At 73.6% G+C, this 14,387-nt stretch carries 17 protein-coding genes; 7 read left to right on the top strand and 10 right to left on the bottom strand.

The genetic code is table 11. From position 1 onward, the window contains the following. Positions 1-104 precede the first annotated feature (104 nt). Positions 105-992, bottom strand: coding sequence for a polysaccharide deacetylase family protein (locus tag NQU55_RS26500; protein ID WP_256791295.1), 888 nt, complete (start codon positions 990-992; stop codon positions 105-107). 108 nt (positions 993-1,100) lie between these two features. Here NQU55_RS26500 and NQU55_RS26495 point away from each other — a divergent pair, with 108 nt between their 5' ends. The 3 genes from NQU55_RS26495 to NQU55_RS26485 all read left to right on the top strand — a co-directional run bounded on the left by NQU55_RS26495 (position 1,101) and on the right by NQU55_RS26485 (position 3,280). Further along, a complete protein-coding gene (locus NQU55_RS26495) occupies positions 1,101-2,345 on the top strand; it encodes a THUMP-like domain-containing protein (RefSeq protein ID WP_168093456.1) in 1,245 nt (414 codons plus the stop codon). Between the two features lie 27 nt (positions 2,346-2,372). Then, on the top strand, positions 2,373-2,699 hold the full coding sequence (locus NQU55_RS26490) for a hypothetical protein (RefSeq protein ID WP_168095702.1): 327 nt from the start codon (positions 2,373-2,375) through the stop codon (positions 2,697-2,699). 134 nt (positions 2,700-2,833) lie between these two features. Then, entirely contained in the window at positions 2,834-3,280 is a 447-nt protein-coding gene (locus NQU55_RS26485; RefSeq protein ID WP_168095703.1) for a hypothetical protein, read from the top strand. Here NQU55_RS26485 and NQU55_RS26480 read toward each other — a convergent pair. The 5 genes from NQU55_RS26480 to tsaB all read right to left on the bottom strand — a co-directional run bounded on the left by NQU55_RS26480 (position 3,268) and on the right by tsaB (position 7,536). Beyond that, a complete protein-coding gene (locus NQU55_RS26480; protein WP_168095704.1) occupies positions 3,268-3,855 on the bottom strand; it encodes a Uma2 family endonuclease in 588 nt (195 codons plus the stop codon). The genes NQU55_RS26485 and NQU55_RS26480 overlap by 13 nt on opposite strands. A 56-nt stretch (positions 3,856-3,911) precedes the next feature. Then, the gene (locus NQU55_RS26475; protein ID WP_168095705.1) at positions 3,912-4,805 is read right to left on the bottom strand and encodes a hypothetical protein; all 894 of its coding nucleotides are present in this window, start codon (positions 4,803-4,805) and stop codon (positions 3,912-3,914) included. 409 nt (positions 4,806-5,214) lie between these two features. Next, positions 5,215-6,378, bottom strand: a complete 1,164-nt coding sequence (gene tsaD / locus NQU55_RS26470; RefSeq protein ID WP_168095706.1) for a tRNA (adenosine(37)-N6)-threonylcarbamoyltransferase complex transferase subunit TsaD — start codon at positions 6,376-6,378, stop codon at positions 5,215-5,217. Then, the gene (gene rimI, locus NQU55_RS26465) at positions 6,362-6,844 is read right to left on the bottom strand and encodes a ribosomal protein S18-alanine N-acetyltransferase (protein WP_168095708.1); all 483 of its coding nucleotides are present in this window, start codon (positions 6,842-6,844) and stop codon (positions 6,362-6,364) included. The genes tsaD and rimI overlap by 17 nt, the downstream gene beginning before the upstream one ends. A gap of 23 nt (positions 6,845-6,867) precedes the next feature. Then, positions 6,868-7,536 (bottom strand): tRNA (adenosine(37)-N6)-threonylcarbamoyltransferase complex dimerization subunit type 1 TsaB, encoded by a 669-nt coding sequence (gene tsaB, locus NQU55_RS26460; protein WP_168095707.1) that lies wholly within the window; start codon positions 7,534-7,536, stop codon positions 6,868-6,870. A gap of 166 nt (positions 7,537-7,702) precedes the next feature. Between tsaB and NQU55_RS26455 the strand changes: the two genes are divergently transcribed. Next, on the top strand, positions 7,703-8,314 hold the full coding sequence (locus tag NQU55_RS26455) for a hypothetical protein (RefSeq protein WP_256791293.1): 612 nt from the start codon (positions 7,703-7,705) through the stop codon (positions 8,312-8,314). Between the two features lie 101 nt (positions 8,315-8,415). Here NQU55_RS26455 and NQU55_RS26450 read toward each other — a convergent pair whose 3' ends face one another. From NQU55_RS26450 to alr, 4 genes are all read right to left on the bottom strand, one after another. After that, a complete protein-coding gene (locus tag NQU55_RS26450; protein ID WP_168096583.1) occupies positions 8,416-8,601 on the bottom strand; it encodes a hypothetical protein in 186 nt (61 codons plus the stop codon). A 165-nt stretch (positions 8,602-8,766) separates the two neighbouring features. After that, complete coding sequence (tsaE, locus tag NQU55_RS26445) at positions 8,767-9,324, bottom strand: tRNA (adenosine(37)-N6)-threonylcarbamoyltransferase complex ATPase subunit type 1 TsaE (protein WP_168096582.1); 558 nt, start codon at positions 9,322-9,324, stop codon at positions 8,767-8,769. A 39-nt stretch (positions 9,325-9,363) separates the two neighbouring features. Continuing rightward, entirely contained in the window at positions 9,364-10,650 is a 1,287-nt protein-coding gene (locus tag NQU55_RS26440) for an alpha/beta fold hydrolase (protein ID WP_168096581.1), read from the bottom strand. Positions 10,651-10,769: 119 nt separating this feature from the next. Then, positions 10,770-11,948 (bottom strand): alanine racemase, encoded by a 1,179-nt coding sequence (gene alr / locus NQU55_RS26435; protein WP_256791292.1) that lies wholly within the window; start codon positions 11,946-11,948, stop codon positions 10,770-10,772. Positions 11,949-12,154: 206 nt separating this feature from the next. Here alr and NQU55_RS26430 point away from each other — a divergent pair, with 206 nt between their 5' ends. The 3 genes from NQU55_RS26430 (at position 12,155) to NQU55_RS26420 (ending at position 14,348) form a co-directional block, all read left to right on the top strand. Continuing rightward, entirely contained in the window at positions 12,155-13,606 is a 1,452-nt protein-coding gene (locus NQU55_RS26430; RefSeq protein WP_168096087.1) for an NAD(P)H-hydrate dehydratase, read from the top strand. A gap of 110 nt (positions 13,607-13,716) precedes the next feature. Continuing rightward, positions 13,717-13,971: a hypothetical protein gene (locus tag NQU55_RS26425; RefSeq protein ID WP_058046799.1), complete on the top strand. Its 255-nt coding sequence runs from the start codon at positions 13,717-13,719 to the stop codon at positions 13,969-13,971. Next, on the top strand, positions 13,968-14,348 hold the full coding sequence (locus NQU55_RS26420) for a PIN domain-containing protein (protein ID WP_256791291.1): 381 nt from the start codon (positions 13,968-13,970) through the stop codon (positions 14,346-14,348). The genes NQU55_RS26425 and NQU55_RS26420 overlap by 4 nt, the downstream gene beginning before the upstream one ends. Positions 14,349-14,387: the final 39 nt, after the last annotated feature.

The following is a 14,387-nucleotide window of genomic DNA, read 5'->3' as shown; positions in this document are numbered from 1 at the left end:
CGGAGGTGGATCTGCCCGCGGGCCGCGGGTCGTAATCCTCCGGATTCTCATGCGGCGCGTACGACCCGTGCGGCGCGTCCGGCACCCGGCACCCGGCACCCGGCCTAGACGTAGTCCTCCAGGCGCGCCACCGTGAACCCCTGCCGCTCGATGCTGCGCAGCATGTTGGTGACCATCCGCGTCATGGTCGTGCCCTTGAGCTCCGAGGGGCCGCGGAAGTGGGCGAGGACGATGTCGCCGGAGCGCAGCTTCCCGCCGTCCGCGTAGCGCATGTCGTTGATCTGCATCGTCGCCTCCCACAGCAGCAGCGCCTTCACCCCGCAGCTGCTGGCCGCGGCGAGGGTGGCGTCGTTGTAGTTGCCGTAGGGCGGGCGGAAGAACGGCGGCTTGCTCCCGTACCGCTTCTCCAGGGCGTCCTGCTGGCCGCAGACCTCGCGGCGCTGCGCGTCGGCGGAGAGGGTGCGGAGGTTGGGGTGGGAGAGGGTGTGGTTGTGGATGCCGTTGCGGTTCCCCTCGCCCCGCAGCTGCTCGAAGTAGCCGTAGCCGCTGCCCGCGCGGGCGATGTCGTCGGTGAGGAACATCGTGAAGGGCAGCTTCAGGTCCTTGGCCATCTCCACGAATTCCGGGTCCTTCTCCGCCCCGTCGTCGAAGGTCAGGAAGACGACCTTGTCCTGGGTGGGCACACGCCGGATCACCTTGGGCGCGGCGCCGGCCTTCATCCCGTCCGTCAGCCTGGCGGCCGGCGGGGCGGGCGGCGCGGCGAGGGGCTTGTCCAGGCCCCAGCGGCGGTAGGCGGCGGCGTCCGGGACGGCCGGGGCCGAGGGCGAGGACGCCGCGTCCGTACGCGCAGAGGGGGACGCGGACGCCGTTCCCTTGCCGCCACCGGAGGAACCGGAGCAGCCGCTGAGGAGCAGGGCCAGCAGGAGCGTGCCCGCGGCGGCGGCACGGGCGGACGGGCGGGCGGATATCGGGCCGGATACAGGGGAGCTCACACCTCTGATTGTTGTGCATGTGTTCGAGCCGGGCAGACCGGGCGGAAGGGGGGCCTGTCGGAGGGGCGGGGAGGAGGCCCGGGCGAAGGCCTGGGCAAGAATGGCCGGGTGCCAGCACAGAACGAACCGAACGAGCCGAACAAGCCGAACGCCCGGGACGAACCGGACGCGTCGGGGGCCGCCGTTGCCGCCTTCACCGCCCTCCTCACGGACGAGGGCCGCGGCCTGCTCGCCGGGCTGCGCGACCACGACCCCGCCCGGGAACTGGCCACGGCGACCCGGCTGCGCCGCGACCACCCCGCGGAGCTCGTCTCGGCGGCGCTCGGCATGGCCCGGCTGCGGCAGCGGGCCGTGGCGAAGTTCGGTGCGGAGGACGCGTACCGGATGTTCTTCACGCCGAACGGCGTGGAGCAGTCGACGCGGCGGTCCGTGGCCGAATACCGGGCCGGCCGGTTCGCCGCGCTCGGCGTCCGCTCCGTGGCCGACCTGTGCTGCGGCATCGGCGGCGACGCGATCGCGCTGGCGCGCCTGGGCATCCGCGTCCTCGCCGTCGACCGCGACCCGCTGACCTGCGAGGTGGCCCGCGCGAACGCCGAAGCGCTGGGCCTTTCCGACCTCATCGAGGTGCGCTGCGCCGACGTCGCCGACGTGGACACCTCGGGCTACGACGCGGTGTTCGTCGACCCGGCTCGGCGTGGCGGGCGCGGCCGCATCTTCGACCCGGAGGCGTACTCGCCGCCGCTGTCGTGGGCGGTCGAAGCCGCCCGGAAGGCCCCGCACGCCGCCCTCAAGATCGCTCCCGGGGTGCCCCACGAGGCGGTCCCGGACGACGCCGAGGCCGAGTGGATCTCGGACGGCGGCGACGTGAAGGAGGCCGTGCTGTGGTTCGGCACGGCACCGGGCGCGCGGCGGGCGACCCTGCTGCCGGGCGGGCACTCGCTGGTGGGCGCCGGGCTGCCCGACCCGGCGGTACGACCGGTGGGACGGTACGTGTACGAGCCGGACGGTGCCGTGATCCGCGCGCACCTGGTGGCGGACGTGGCGGCCGCGCTGGACGGCGGCGGGCTGATCGACGAGACGATCGCGTACGTGACGAGCGACGAGCTGCGGGCGACGGACTACGCGTCGGCGTACGAGATCACGGACGTCCTCCCGTTCAACCTGAAGAAGCTCAAGGCCGTGGTGCGCGAGCGGGGCATCGGCGTCGCCGTCATCAAGAAGCGGGGCTCGGCGGTGGAGCCGGAGGACCTCCGCAAGAAGCTGAAGCTCGCCGGACCGAACTCCTGCGTGATCGTGCTGACCCGGGCGGCGGGAGCGCCCGTGATGCTGCTGGGGCGGGAGATCCGCGCTTAGGCGGTCCGTTCCTCCTACGCTCGCCCCATGAGCAAGAACCTGAACGAGAACGAGATCAAGCTCAAGGCCATCGCGGCGCTCACGGCCCTGCGCGGCGGCGTGGGGACGGACTACGTGTCGTCCCTCCTCGGCGAGGTGATCCCGGACGAGTTCATGGTGCCGGTCGGCGCGGAGGCGCGCGAGGTGGGGCTCGCCGTGCTGAACCAGCTCTCCGCGCCCATGAGCGCGCTGATCAGCGGTCTGATGCTGGCCTTCGAGGCGGTCGCGGACGCCTACGACGAGACGACGCCCGAGGCGCCGACGGAGGAGATCCTGCAGTCCCTGGCGCTCGAACTCGCCCGGGACTCCGAGTAGCGCGGATCCGCCACCGGGCAACCGGTCGTATTTCCCGCCGAACGGACGCTGCGACGACCGGTTCGGCGCTAGCGTGCGTCGCGTCCGGCACGGACACGTTGACGGGGACCACGGGGACGACGGGGGCGAGCGGGATGCTGAGCGAGGCACTGACGGAGGCGGCCGCGGCGGGCGGTACGGCGGTCGTACGGACGGCGGGAACCGACGCGTGGACCGGGCTCCGGGAACGGGTCGCCCGGTGGTTCGGCCGCGGCGACGCCACGCGCGAGCACGGAGAACTGGAACGGCTCGACCGCACGGCCGCCGCCCTGGACACCGCGGCCCGGTCCGGCCGGACGGAGCGCACCCGCGACCGCCAGGAGGCCGTCTGGCAGGACCGCTTCGAGACCCTCCTGGAGAGCCTCCCCACGGACCAGCGGGAGCCCGCGGCGGAGGAGTTGAAGGCCCTGGTCGAGAAGTACGGGGCGCCTTCGCAGGCGGCGGGGCAGGTACCCGGGAACGTCTTCCGCGGGCCGACGGCGTTCGAGGTGAGTGACACGAGCGACGGCGTCACCCACCTCGGCCCGGATCAGTCGGCGTAGTCCTTCAGTTTCTCGGTCTCCAGAGTGATGCCGACCGGGGCCGGGAGCTTGACGGTGTCGCCGTACGGGTACGGCGTGCACACCTGGTAGGTGCCGTCCTTCGGCTCACTGTGGACGACGACCGTGTGCGCCTGCCGATCGACGAGGAGGTAGACCGGGATGTCCGCCTCGGCGTAGCCGTCGCGCTTCTCGTTACGGTCTCGCCGGTCCGTGTCCGAATCGTGGGAGGTGACCTCCACGACCATCAAGGCGCCGGCCGGGTCGGCCCACTCGCCGGAGGCGGCGAAATGATCGATGGGAGCGAGGGTGGCGTCGGTGATGGCCCGACCCTTGCGGTAGCTCTCGGCCTTCAGTTGCTGTTCCGGGATGAGATCCAGCTCAGGGCGCTGCTGCATGCACTGCCTGAGCATCCACATGATGATCGCCCCATGGGCACCATCCGGCACCGGCTTGACCTCTAGCTTTCCCTTGATGAGTTCGAGCTTCACGCCTTCCGGCGCATGGTGGGCAAGCTGTTCGAAGTCATCTTCGGGCAGCTGATGCCAGTCCGGGGCAGCGGGCGTAGCAGGTGTCATGGCGTCGCCTCCTCCCCTCAATGGTGCCCCTATGACCCGGCGTAGCTCCTGAACACTCACGTGCTGCTCCTTTCGAGGGTGCGGAGGTTTACGCGGATGGCGGCGGCCCGGCGGTGAATTTCTGTCGGGGGGACGGCCTGGGGAAGGTCGGGGAGCGACTCGCCGCGGCAGGGGCGGCAGAGGCCGCCCGGGAGGGCCTCCGGACGGCCCGGGGTGCGGCAGACCGTGCACTCCAGGATGCGGAGGGTCCGGTCCGGCAGCGGTGGCGCCGACCGCTCGGGCGGGAGCTTGTCCCTGAGGCGACGGCGGGCCAGCGCTGCGCCGTGGTGGACTTCCGGCGGCAGGCCGGCGGTGAGTTCGCGGGCGATGTCAGCGGGAGTCGCACCCCTGGCCAGCCATTCCTCTGCGAGGGGCTCCAGGGCGGCGCAGTCCGCCGCAGACAGGGTCATGCGGGGATCCATGCGACCCGCTGTCGCGAGGGCCTCGTACGCCTGTGAGCGGGGCGGCTTTTCTGACGGTAACGACTGCCGCGGCGGTTGCGTGCGCGACCTCGGAACGTTTCCCGCCTGGAACTCCGCCCACCACTCGTCGTCCCTCGCCGTGCGCGAGAAGTACGTCCGCGTCACCCAGTGCGTGCTGCCGCCGTCACCCTTGATCCGCTCCGTCACCCTGCGCAGGTGGCCTTCCAGCGACAGCCGGCGCAGTGCCGTGCGGCAGGCCGCCTGGCCGTAGTTCGGGAGGTGCGCCGCAAGTGTTTTCGCATCCATGGCCGCACCTTCGGGCAGGCGGTCGATGAACGCGGCGATCGACGCCTCGCGGGGCGGGAGGTGTGCGAAGTCTTCGGCGGTGCGGCGGCGCTGGCCGGGGGCGGATCGTTTACCGTAGCCCGGCTTCGCCTGAGGGTGCACCTGTGCGGGCAGCGCGGCGGCGCTAGAGTTGGCCTCAGCCATGGGATCGAGTCTCTTTCGATCTTGATGGTCAAGCCCCGGTTCGGTGTTGGCGCACCAGCCGGGGCTGATTTGTTGCTGCGAACGCTAGAGGCCCGTGACGGTTCGTTGCAACCCGGTCGCCCAAAGTGAACTCGTGTGGTATGTGCGGCCGTTGGCCCTCGCGTACGCGAGGAAGGGAGGGTGGGTGGGTTATCACCCACCCGTTCCTCGGAAAGAGGGCTCGGGACCCGACCCCCGAAGCCCGGAGCGCGGCGCTCAGGCCGCATCGCCCTTTGCCGCTACCGGAGGTTGAGGGAGCGGAACCAGCAGCGCCGGGATCACCGCCCCGCCCGCCAGGATCAGATACGCGACCGCGTAGACGTACTGCACACCACCCTCAGGTGCCAGGGCGGGGGTGGTGGCGGCAGCTTCACGACTCGTACAGGTTCTTCCTGCTCAGTTCGTGGACGTGGTCGTGATCATGGGAGTGGGAGTGGGAGTGGGAGTGCCCATGCCCGTGGTCGTGTCCGTGCTCGTGCTCCTCCCCCGGCACGTGCGTCTCCGTCACCGGCAGCGACGAGTCCGCCGACAGGTCCCACGACGACGCCGCGCGCCCCCGCGCCACCATCTCCGCGCCCAGCGCCGCCACCATCGCCCCGTTGTCCGTGCACAGCTTCGGCCGCGGCACGCGCAGCGTGATGCCCGCGTCCTCGCAGCGGCGCTGCGCCATCGCCCGCAGCCGCGTGTTCGCCGCGACGCCGCCGCCGATCATCAGGTGGTCGACGCCCTCGTCCTTGCACGCGCGGACGGCCTTGCGCGTGAGGACGTCCACGACGGCCTCCTGGAACGACGCGGCGACGTCCGCGACCGGCACGTCCTCGCCCGCCGCCCGCTTGGCCTCTATCCAGCGGGCCACGGCCGTCTTCAGGCCGGAGAAGGAGAAGTCGTAAATCGGGTCGCGCGAGCCGGTCAGGCCGCGCGGGAAGCGGATCGCGTCGGGGTTGCCCTCGCGGGCGTAGCGGTCGATGACCGGGCCGCCGGGGAAGCCGAGGTTCAGCACGCGGGCGACCTTGTCGAAGGCCTCGCCGGCCGCGTCGTCGATCGTCGAGCCGAGGGGGCGGACGTCCGAGGTGATGTCGGGGGCCAGGAGGAGGGACGAGTGGCCGCCGCTGACCAGCAGCGCCATCGTCGGCTCGGGCAGCGGGCCGTGCTCCAGCTGGTCGACGCAGATGTGCGAGGCGAGGTGGTTGACGCCGTAGAGCGGCTTGCCGAGGGCGTACGCGTACGCCTTGGCCGCCGAGACGCCGACGAGCAGGGCGCCGGCGAGCCCGGGGCCCGCGGTGACCGCGATGCCGTCGAGGTCCTGCGCGGAGACGCCGGCCTCCTTCAGGGCGCGCTGGATGGTCGGGACCATCGCCTCCAGGTGGGCGCGGCTCGCCACCTCCGGGACGACGCCGCCGAAGCGGGCGTGCTCGTCCACGCTGGAGGCGACGGCGTCGGCGAGCAGCGTGTGCCCGCGGACGATGCCGACGCCGGTCTCGTCGCACGAGGTCTCGATGCCGAGGACGAGGGGTTCGTCAGCCTTGCGAGCCATGGGTCATTCCTTGCACTGCGGAGAGGGGATCGGAGAGGCGCATCACGAGGGCGTCGATGTTGCCGGGCTGGTAGTAGCCGCGGCGCACGCCCACCGCCTCGAAGCCGAAGCGTTCGTACAGGCGCTGCGCCCGGGTGTTGTCGACGCGCACTTCGAGGAGCACCTCGCGGCACTCGAAGTCGGTCGCGGCGGTCAGGAGCTCGCCGAGGAGGCGGGAGCCGAGGCCCGTGCTCCACTGGTCCTGGGAGACGGCGATGGTCTGGACGTCGCCGGTGCCGTCGATCGCGGCGAGGCCCGCGTAGCCGACGACGCGGCCCTCGTCGTTCTCGGCGACGACGTAGCGGCGGGTGGCGCCCGCGCCGCGCGCGTGGGCCAGCTCGGACCAGAACAGGCCCTTGGACCAGGCGTCGTCCGGGAAGAGCGCGCGCTCCAGCTCCAGCACCGGCCCGATGTCCCACCAGCGCATCTCGCGGACACGCACGTTCACGGTCACTTGGGGGTGACCACCTTGTAGTTGGCGGGCACCTGGGCGTCGGGGCGGCGCAGGTAGAGCGGCTGGTCCGGCAGGAACTCGCCGCCCGTGCGCAGGCGCTCCGCGGCGAGGGAGGCCAGGGCGCCCGCGGACTGGTGCTCGGGCATGTCGGCCCGCACGTCCGTGAAGGAGTCGGCGTAGAGCACGGCGCCCGCGCCGACGACGGTCAGGCCGGCCAGCTTCTCGGTGAGGTCGCCGGGGCGGTCCACGGAGGGCTCGGTGACGCGGGTACGTGCGTCGGCGTACCGCGCCCAGTAGACCTCCTTGCGGCGGGCGTCCGTCGCCACGACGAACTCGCCCTCCAGCCCCGCCTGCCCGGCCGCGTACGCGAGACCGTCGAGCGAGCACAGGCCGCGGACGGGCACGCCGAGCGCGGCGCCGAAGGTGGCGGCGGTGACGATGCCGACCCGCAGGCCGGTGTACGGGCCGGGGCCGACGCCGACCACGATGTCCGTCACGGCGTCGAGCTTGCGGCCCGCTTCGCCGAGCACCCGGTCGACGGCGGGAAGCAGCAGCTCACCGTGCCGGCGCGCGTCGACCTGACGCGATTCGGCGATGACTTTGTCGCCGTCGTGGAGGGCGACGGTGACGGCGGGCGTGGCGGTATCAAGAGCGAGCAGCAGCACACTGACAGACTACGGCTCACCGTGGGGCGGACGGTGCGCACCTGGGCCGCGCGTGGGCCGGGCCGACGGCGCGGCGGGGGCGCGGGCGGGTGCTACGGTCAGCCGCAACGCCGTATCTATATGTACGTAGGACCAGGACCGGCGGTCCTGAGAAGGGTGCGCAGCCGTGGCACGCAGCAGCTCGGGGGTCTTCGTGGCCGCGCTCACCGCGGCGGCCCTCGCGGGCGTCGGTTTCCTCGCCGTCCAGGCCGAGGCCGCTCCCGACAAGCCGCACTCCTCGCACGCTGCGGGCGCGGGCGCCTCCGGCAAGGGCGAGGACAAAGGCAAGGACGGCGCACCGGCGGATTCCGGCACCGGTTCCGGCAAGGACGCGGGCGCGAAGGCCGCCCTCCCGGACGTGCCCGCGGGCTCCGGCACCGGCAAGCGGGTCGTCTACGCGCTCGGGCAGAAGCGGGTGTGGCTGGTCGGCGCGGACGGCAAGGCGACGCACAGCTTCGAGGTGGCGCCGAGTGCGGTGAACCCGGTTCCGGGGCCCTACGCGGTGACCTCGCGGGACGCCACGGGCACGGGGTCCGACGGCAAGGCCATCGAGCACGTGGTGCGGTTCCACCGCAATCCGGCGGGGGTCGTCTTCGGCTTCAGCGCGGCGGTGGACGGGTCGCTGCCGGATCCGGCGGCGGCGGGGAAGAAGACGGGTGCGGTTCGGGAGATGCCGGCCGATGGGCGGGCCATGTGGGACTTCGCTTTGAACGGGACGAAGGTGGTCGTGGTCGCGTAGGGGGTCTTTTCCCCTACCCGCCCCTTCCCGTAACCGGGGCAAGCCCCCGGACCCCCTGTCGCGCTGAACGCGCTCGTCCTCAAACGCCGGACGGGCTGGATTTATGCGGCGTCCTGCGCGCCGGGCGCCGCCTCGTCGTCGCCCTGCGCCTCCGGCGCACCGGGCGCCCGCGGCGGTTTCGACACCGCGTCCGCCGCCGCGCAGGAAGCCAGCAGGTCGCGCATCGACGTCGACGGAGGCCGCTCTTCCGAGCGGGTCCCGGACTGCGGCTGCTCTGGGGCCGGCATGGTGCCTCCTGGGGGGCATCGGGCAAGGTTAGGTAGACCTAACCATGTCTCTGCCTACCATGTGACCACGCCCGCAGCCGCCGACGCAACATCTTGCCGACGGCTTGTCGGAACGTACAGCGGGGCGGGTTCCTCAGCCGTCTCAGCTGTTACCCGGCCGTTTCCTCAGCCGAGCGGTGACAGGTCCACGCCCGCCCAGCGCGCCCCCACGCCCGCCACCCGGACGCTCCGCACGTCATCGGCGTCCTCCGCCGCATGGGCCACATCCGCCGCGTCCGCGGCGCTCGCGCCCACGGCGCGGTGGATGACGACGTGCAGCCGGTCCTCCGAGAGCTCCTCGACCTTGCCGTCGCCCCACTCCACGACGATCACGGACTCGGGGAGGGAGACGTCGAGGTCCAGGTCCTCCATCTCGTCCAGACCGCCGGACAGCCGGTAGGCGTCGACGTGGACGAGCGCCGGGCCGCCGCCGAGGTGGGGGTGCACGCGCGCGATGACGAACGTCGGGGAGGTGACCGCGCCACGGACGCCCAGGCCCTCGCCGAGCCCGCGGGTCAGCGTCGTCTTGCCCGCGCCGAGCTCGCCGGTGAGCAGCACCAGGTCGCCGGGGCGCAGCAGGCCGGCCAGCCGGCGGCCCACCTCCCGCATGGCGTCGGCGGTCTTGACCGTGAGCTCTGTGCTGGTCGTGGTGGTGGCGGCGGTGATGTCAGGCTGGGCGCTCATACCCGCCGATGGTACGGGGCCGGGCGGTCCCGGCGCGTTTCAGGCGCGGCCGCGCGCCCCCGCCGCCGCGCACTCCCCGCGCCCCAGGGCTCCGCCGCCGGCCGCCGCGGCGAGCAGCTCGGCCAGCTGGGCGGTGACCACCTCGTGCCGCTCCAGCATCACCAGGTGCCCGGTGTCCTCCAGGATGAGGAGCCGGGCGCCCGGCAGGGCCTCCGCGATGGCCTCGCTGTGCTCGCGGGGCGTGAGGAGGTCCTTGTCGCCCGCCGCGACGACCACCGGCAGGCCGTCGAAGGCGCGCAGCGCCTCCCGCTTCTCGTGCTCGGCGAAGACCGGGTAGAACGCGGCGACGACGTCGACCGGCGTGGCCTCGATCAGCCGTTCCGCGAACCGCACGACCGCCGGGTCCACGTCCTTGGACCCGAACGAGTACCACCGCAGGACGCCCGCGAACAGGTCGGACGTGGCCCGGCGGCCCTTCTCGATCAGCTCGGGCCGGGCGGCCATCAGCTTGAAGGCGCCCGGCAGGACGAGCCGCCGGACCAGGGCCATCCCGGCGGCCGGCAGGCCGTAGGTGTTCTCGGCGAGCCCGCCCGAGGACGTGCCGAGGAAGGCCGCGCCGACGACGCGCCCGGCGATCAGGCCGGGGTACTGCGCGGCCAGCCCCATCGTCGTCATGCCGCCCATCGAGTGCCCCACGAGCACCAGCGGTCCCTCGGGGGCCGCGGCGTCGATGACGGCCTTGAGGTCGCGGCCGAAGAGGTCGATGGAGACGGCGCCCGTACGGCTGCGCTCGGAGCGGCCGTGGCTGCGCTGGTCCCAGAAGACCGCGCGGATTCCGGCGGCCCGCAGGGCCGCGCGCTGGAAGTGCCAGGAGTCCTGGCTGAGACAGTAGCCATGGCTGAAGACGACCGTCAGGGGCGGCGCGGCGGGCGTACGGCGGCCGCCGAACAGCCGCCGGGAGGCGGAGCCCTCCGCTTCCTCGCGCGCCTGCTCCGGCTCGTCGACCTCGTAGTAGAGCTGCGTGCCGTCCTCCGCGACCGCCGAGCCCGGCGTCCCGCGCAGCGTCCCGTACGGGCCCGCCGAGTCCAGGGCCAGCCGGGCGTCGCGGCGCATGCCGCGCCCGACCGTCAGCCGCTCGACCGCCACGCCGACCGCGGCTCCCGCGGCCAGGACGCCCAGAGCCGCTCCCGCGACGCCGGCGCCGCGGCGCCATCCGGTGCCCGCTCCCGGCGGCGTCATGCCGCCGGCCGCCGCGACGGCCCCGACGGCTTCGAAGGCCCCGGCGGCCGCGGCCGCCGTGCCCGCGCCCGTGCTGTTCCCGTTCATCGCGCGCCCCCCGTGTCCCCGCTTTTCGGCATGTCCACGTCCGCGTACTCATCGTGCCCGTGCTCGTGCCCGTGCGGGCCGGGCCCAATCCTGCGCCCTGCCCGTCCGGTCCTGCGGAACTATTCGGTGTACCCGTCCACGTTCTCACCGACATAGACGCGGGGCACCCGGTTGGAGATGCGCGTGACCACCTCGTAAGCGATCGTTCCGGTGGCCCGCGCCCAGTCCTCGGCGGTCGGTTCGCCCCGGTCGCCCGGCCCGAACAGCACCGCTTCCTCGCCCACCTGCGCCGCATCGCCGCCCAGGTCGACCACGAACTGGTCCATGGCCACCCGCCCGGCCACCGTCCGCCACTTGCCGCCCACCAGCACCGGGCCGGTACCGGAGCCCGCGCGCGGGATGCCGTCCGCGTAGCCCACGGGGACGAGCGCGAGAGTGGTGGGGCCCGGGGTGATGTAGTGGTGCCCGTACGAGACGCCGTGGCCGCCCGGCACCCGCTTCACCGACGCCAGGTACGCCGACAGCGTCATCACCGGCTTCAGGCCCAGCTCCTGCGGCGTGCCGACCTCGGGGCTCGGCGAGACCCCGTACATCGCGATGCCCGTCCGCACGAGGTCGAAGTGCGTCTCGGGGAGCGTGAGGGTCGCCGGGGAGTTGGCTATGTGCCGCACCTCGGGCTCGACGCCCTGCCGCTCCGCGTACGCCACCGCGTCCCGGAAGACCCTCAGCTGGGCCTGGATGGAGGGGTGCCCCGGCTCGTCGGCGCACGCGAAGTGCGACCAGATGCCGGTCACCTTCAGCAGGCCGGCCTCCTCCGCCTCGCGCGCCGCGGCGATCAGTTCCGGCCAGTCGTCGGGCTGGCAGCCGTTGCGCCCCAGACCGGTGTCGATCTTCAGCTGAACGCGCGCGGGACGCCCCGCGGCCCGTACCGCCTCCGCTACCTCCGCGAGCGCCCACAGCCCGCTGACCGTCACGTCGACGTCCGCCTCCACGGCCTCGCGCCACGGCCCGCCCGGCGTCCACAGCCAGCACATCAGCCGGCCCCGGTCGCCCGCCGCGCGCAGCGCCAGCGCCTCGTCCGGCGTGGCCGTGCCCACCCACTCGGCACCGGCCTCGCGGGCCGCCCGGGCACACTGCACCGCGCCGTGGCCGTAGGCGTTGGCCTTGACCACAGCCATCAGCTGCGCCCCGGCCGCGCGGGCCTTGAGCGTGCGTACGTTGGCCCGCAGCGCGGCCAGGTCGACCAGGGCACGGGCGCGCATCGGGGTCTCGCGGGCGCGGATCGGAGTCTCGTTCATCCCCGTCAGTCTCTCAGGACGTCCGCGCAGGCGATGAGGGGTGGGCCTCAGGCTGTCATTTCGGGGGGTCTTTTCCGGAACGTCAGGTCGCGCCGGGCCGCGTCAGGTCGCGCCGGATCGCGTCGGGTGGCACCAGGTCGCATCAGGTCGCATCAGGTCGCACCCCTTCGGGAGCGTGCGGGGCGTGCTGTGGTGAGACTTAGTACATGAGGACTGCCTACAGCGTCGAGACCGTACGGGCCGCCGAGCGCGCGCTCATGGCACAGCTCCCCCACGGCGCCCTGATGCAGCGCGCCGCCGCGGGGCTCGCCGCCTCCTGCGCCGGACTGCTCAGGCGGGTGTACGGGTCACGGATCGCCCTGCTCGTCGGCAGCGGCGACAACGGCGGCGACGCCCTCTACGCCGGGGCCCGGCTCGCCCGGCGCGGCGCCGGAGTGACCGCCGTGCTCGTCGCCCCCGAACGGGCCCACGCCGCCGGGCTCGCCGCCCTGCGGGCCGCCGGGGGGCGCGTCGCCTCCGCCGAGGCCGCCGACGGGGTGCTGCGCGGCGCGGACCTCGTCCTCGACGGGATCGTCGGCATCGGCGGCAAGGGCGGCCTGCGCCCCGACGCCGCCCAGCTCGTCCGGGCCGCCGCCGACGGCGGCGCGATCCTCGTCGCCGTCGACCTGCCCAGCGGCGTCGACGCCGACACCGGGGAAGTGCACGGCACCGCCGTGCGCGCCGACGCGACGATCACCTTCGGCGCGTACAAGCCCGGCCTCCTCGTCGACCCGGCCCGCGAGCACGCCGGCGCCCTCCGGCTCGTCGACATCGGGCTGCAGCTGCCCGCCCGGCCCGACGCCGAGTCCCTGCAGCACGCCGACGTCGCCGCGCTGCTGCCGCGGCCCGCCGCGGAGAGCGACAAGTACCGGCGCGGCGTCGTCGGCGTCGTCGCCGGCTCCGCCCGCTACCCCGGCGCGGCCGTCCTCGCCGTCGCGGGCGCCCTCCACGGCGGCGCGGGCGCCGTGCGCTACACCGGCCCGGCCGCGGACGCCGTGATCGCCCGCTTCCCCGAAACCCTCGTCACCGCCGGCCCCCCGTCCAAGGCGGGCCGCGTCCAGGCCTGGGTCGTCGGCCCCGGCCTCGGCGACGGCCCCGAGGCCCGGCAGGCACTGGAAGACGTCCTCGCCTCGGACGTACCCGTCCTCGTGGACGCGGACGGGCTGCGGCTGATGCCGGCCGACACCGTACGGGCCCGGGCGGCGGAGACCGTCCTCACCCCGCACGCCGGGGAGGCCGCGGCCCTGCTGGGCGTCTCGCGCGACCGCGTCGAATCCGGCCGCCTGGCCGCCGTCCGCGCCCTCTCCGAACGCTACGGAGCCACCGCTCTCCTCAAGGGCTCCACGACCCTGATCGCCTCCACAGGCGGCCCCGGCCACGGCCGCCGCACGGTCCGCGTCAACCCGACGGGAACGCCGTGGCTGGCCACGGCAGGAAGCGGCGACGTCCTGTCGGGCCTCACGGGATCCCTGCTGGCGGCAGGGCTGCCCGGCTGGGACGCCGCCGCCGTCGGGGCGTACCTGCACGGGCTGGCCGCCCGGGAACGGGGGGCTGCGCCGCTGACGGCGATGGGGGTGGCGGAGGAGCTGCGGGGGGCGTGGAGGGGGGTGGCGGGATGACGTCAGGCACGGCACCGGGGAACCACTCGTTCGAGAGAAATCCAGGAGAATGAAGTATGGGTACGGGTACGTACCCATACTCTTCCTGCGTGCTGAACAGAGGATTACCCATGGCCGACGCGAACATCCGCATTCCCGCCGATGCCCGTGACCGCCTCGCCGAGGTCGCCGCAGCAGAAGGCATGTCCCTGCGCGCCTACCTCTCCCGACTGGCCGACGAGCTCCTCACCCCCGCCGAGCGCGCCGAGCAAGCCGAGCGAGCCCGCCGGATGCTGCGCGAGTGGAACGGCTACGACCCCAGCCAGGACGAAGAGGAACGGCTCGACGCCGAGCTGGACCGGCGGCTCTCCGAGGCGGCGCGGTGAGCGACCACCTCCACATCGTTCTCGACCACACAGCCATGGTGGCCGCCGGCCGCGGCAACGTCGTCGCCTCCCGGCTCATCCACCGCGCGCACATGGAAGCGGGGTGGCACTTGTACGCCCCGACCTGCGCACTGGTCGAGGCCGACCGGGCCCGCCCCGGCACGGCCGAGCATCTCGCCGCACTCCCCGGCGTCACCGTCCTCGACCTGGACCTGCCGGCAGCACTGGCCATCGCAAGCAGCGGCAGCTGGGCGGACGCACACGCCCGGTACGCGGCCGAGCCGAACCCCGAGCGACCCGACGGGGCGTTCGTCGCCACGGCGGAACCCGGGCGCTGGGCGGGGGAACTCGTACGGGTGCTCGACGTCAGCCCTTGAACCCTCCGCCTCCAACGCGGCGGGGGCCGCGCCGGCGAG

The organism is Streptomyces telluris, assembly GCF_024519335.1.
Lineage (GTDB): Bacteria > Actinomycetota > Actinomycetes > Streptomycetales > Streptomycetaceae > Streptomyces > Streptomyces telluris.
Note: the sequence above shows the minus strand (reverse complement) of the source record. Positions and strands in the feature narration are given on the sequence as shown.

Coding starts and splice junctions, on each gene's coding strand:
- NQU55_RS26480 (WP_168095704.1), bottom strand. CDS start 3,855: ATGACACCTGCTACGCCCGCTGCCCCGGACTGGCATCAGCTGCCCGAA.
- tsaD (WP_168095706.1), bottom strand. CDS start 6,378: ATGGCTCGCAAGGCTGACGAACCCCTCGTCCTCGGCATCGAGACCTCG.
- NQU55_RS26425 (WP_058046799.1), top strand. CDS start 13,717: ATGGCCGACGCGAACATCCGCATTCCCGCCGATGCCCGTGACCGCCTC.
- NQU55_RS26440 (WP_168096581.1), bottom strand. CDS start 10,650: ATGAACGGGAACAGCACGGGCGCGGGCACGGCGGCCGCGGCCGCCGGG.
- NQU55_RS26475 (WP_168095705.1), bottom strand. CDS start 4,805: ATGGCTGAGGCCAACTCTAGCGCCGCCGCGCTGCCCGCACAGGTGCAC.
- NQU55_RS26490 (WP_168095702.1), top strand. CDS start 2,373: ATGAGCAAGAACCTGAACGAGAACGAGATCAAGCTCAAGGCCATCGCG.
- tsaE (WP_168096582.1), bottom strand. CDS start 9,324: ATGAGCGCCCAGCCTGACATCACCGCCGCCACCACCACGACCAGCACA.
- NQU55_RS26430 (WP_168096087.1), top strand. CDS start 12,155: ATGAGGACTGCCTACAGCGTCGAGACCGTACGGGCCGCCGAGCGCGCG.
- NQU55_RS26450 (WP_168096583.1), bottom strand. CDS start 8,601: ATGCCGGCCCCAGAGCAGCCGCAGTCCGGGACCCGCTCGGAAGAGCGG.
- NQU55_RS26485 (WP_168095703.1), top strand. CDS start 2,834: ATGCTGAGCGAGGCACTGACGGAGGCGGCCGCGGCGGGCGGTACGGCG.
- alr (WP_256791292.1), bottom strand. CDS start 11,948: ATGAACGAGACTCCGATCCGCGCCCGCGAGACCCCGATGCGCGCCCGT.
- rimI (WP_168095708.1), bottom strand. CDS start 6,844: ATGCGCTGGTGGGACATCGGGCCGGTGCTGGAGCTGGAGCGCGCGCTC.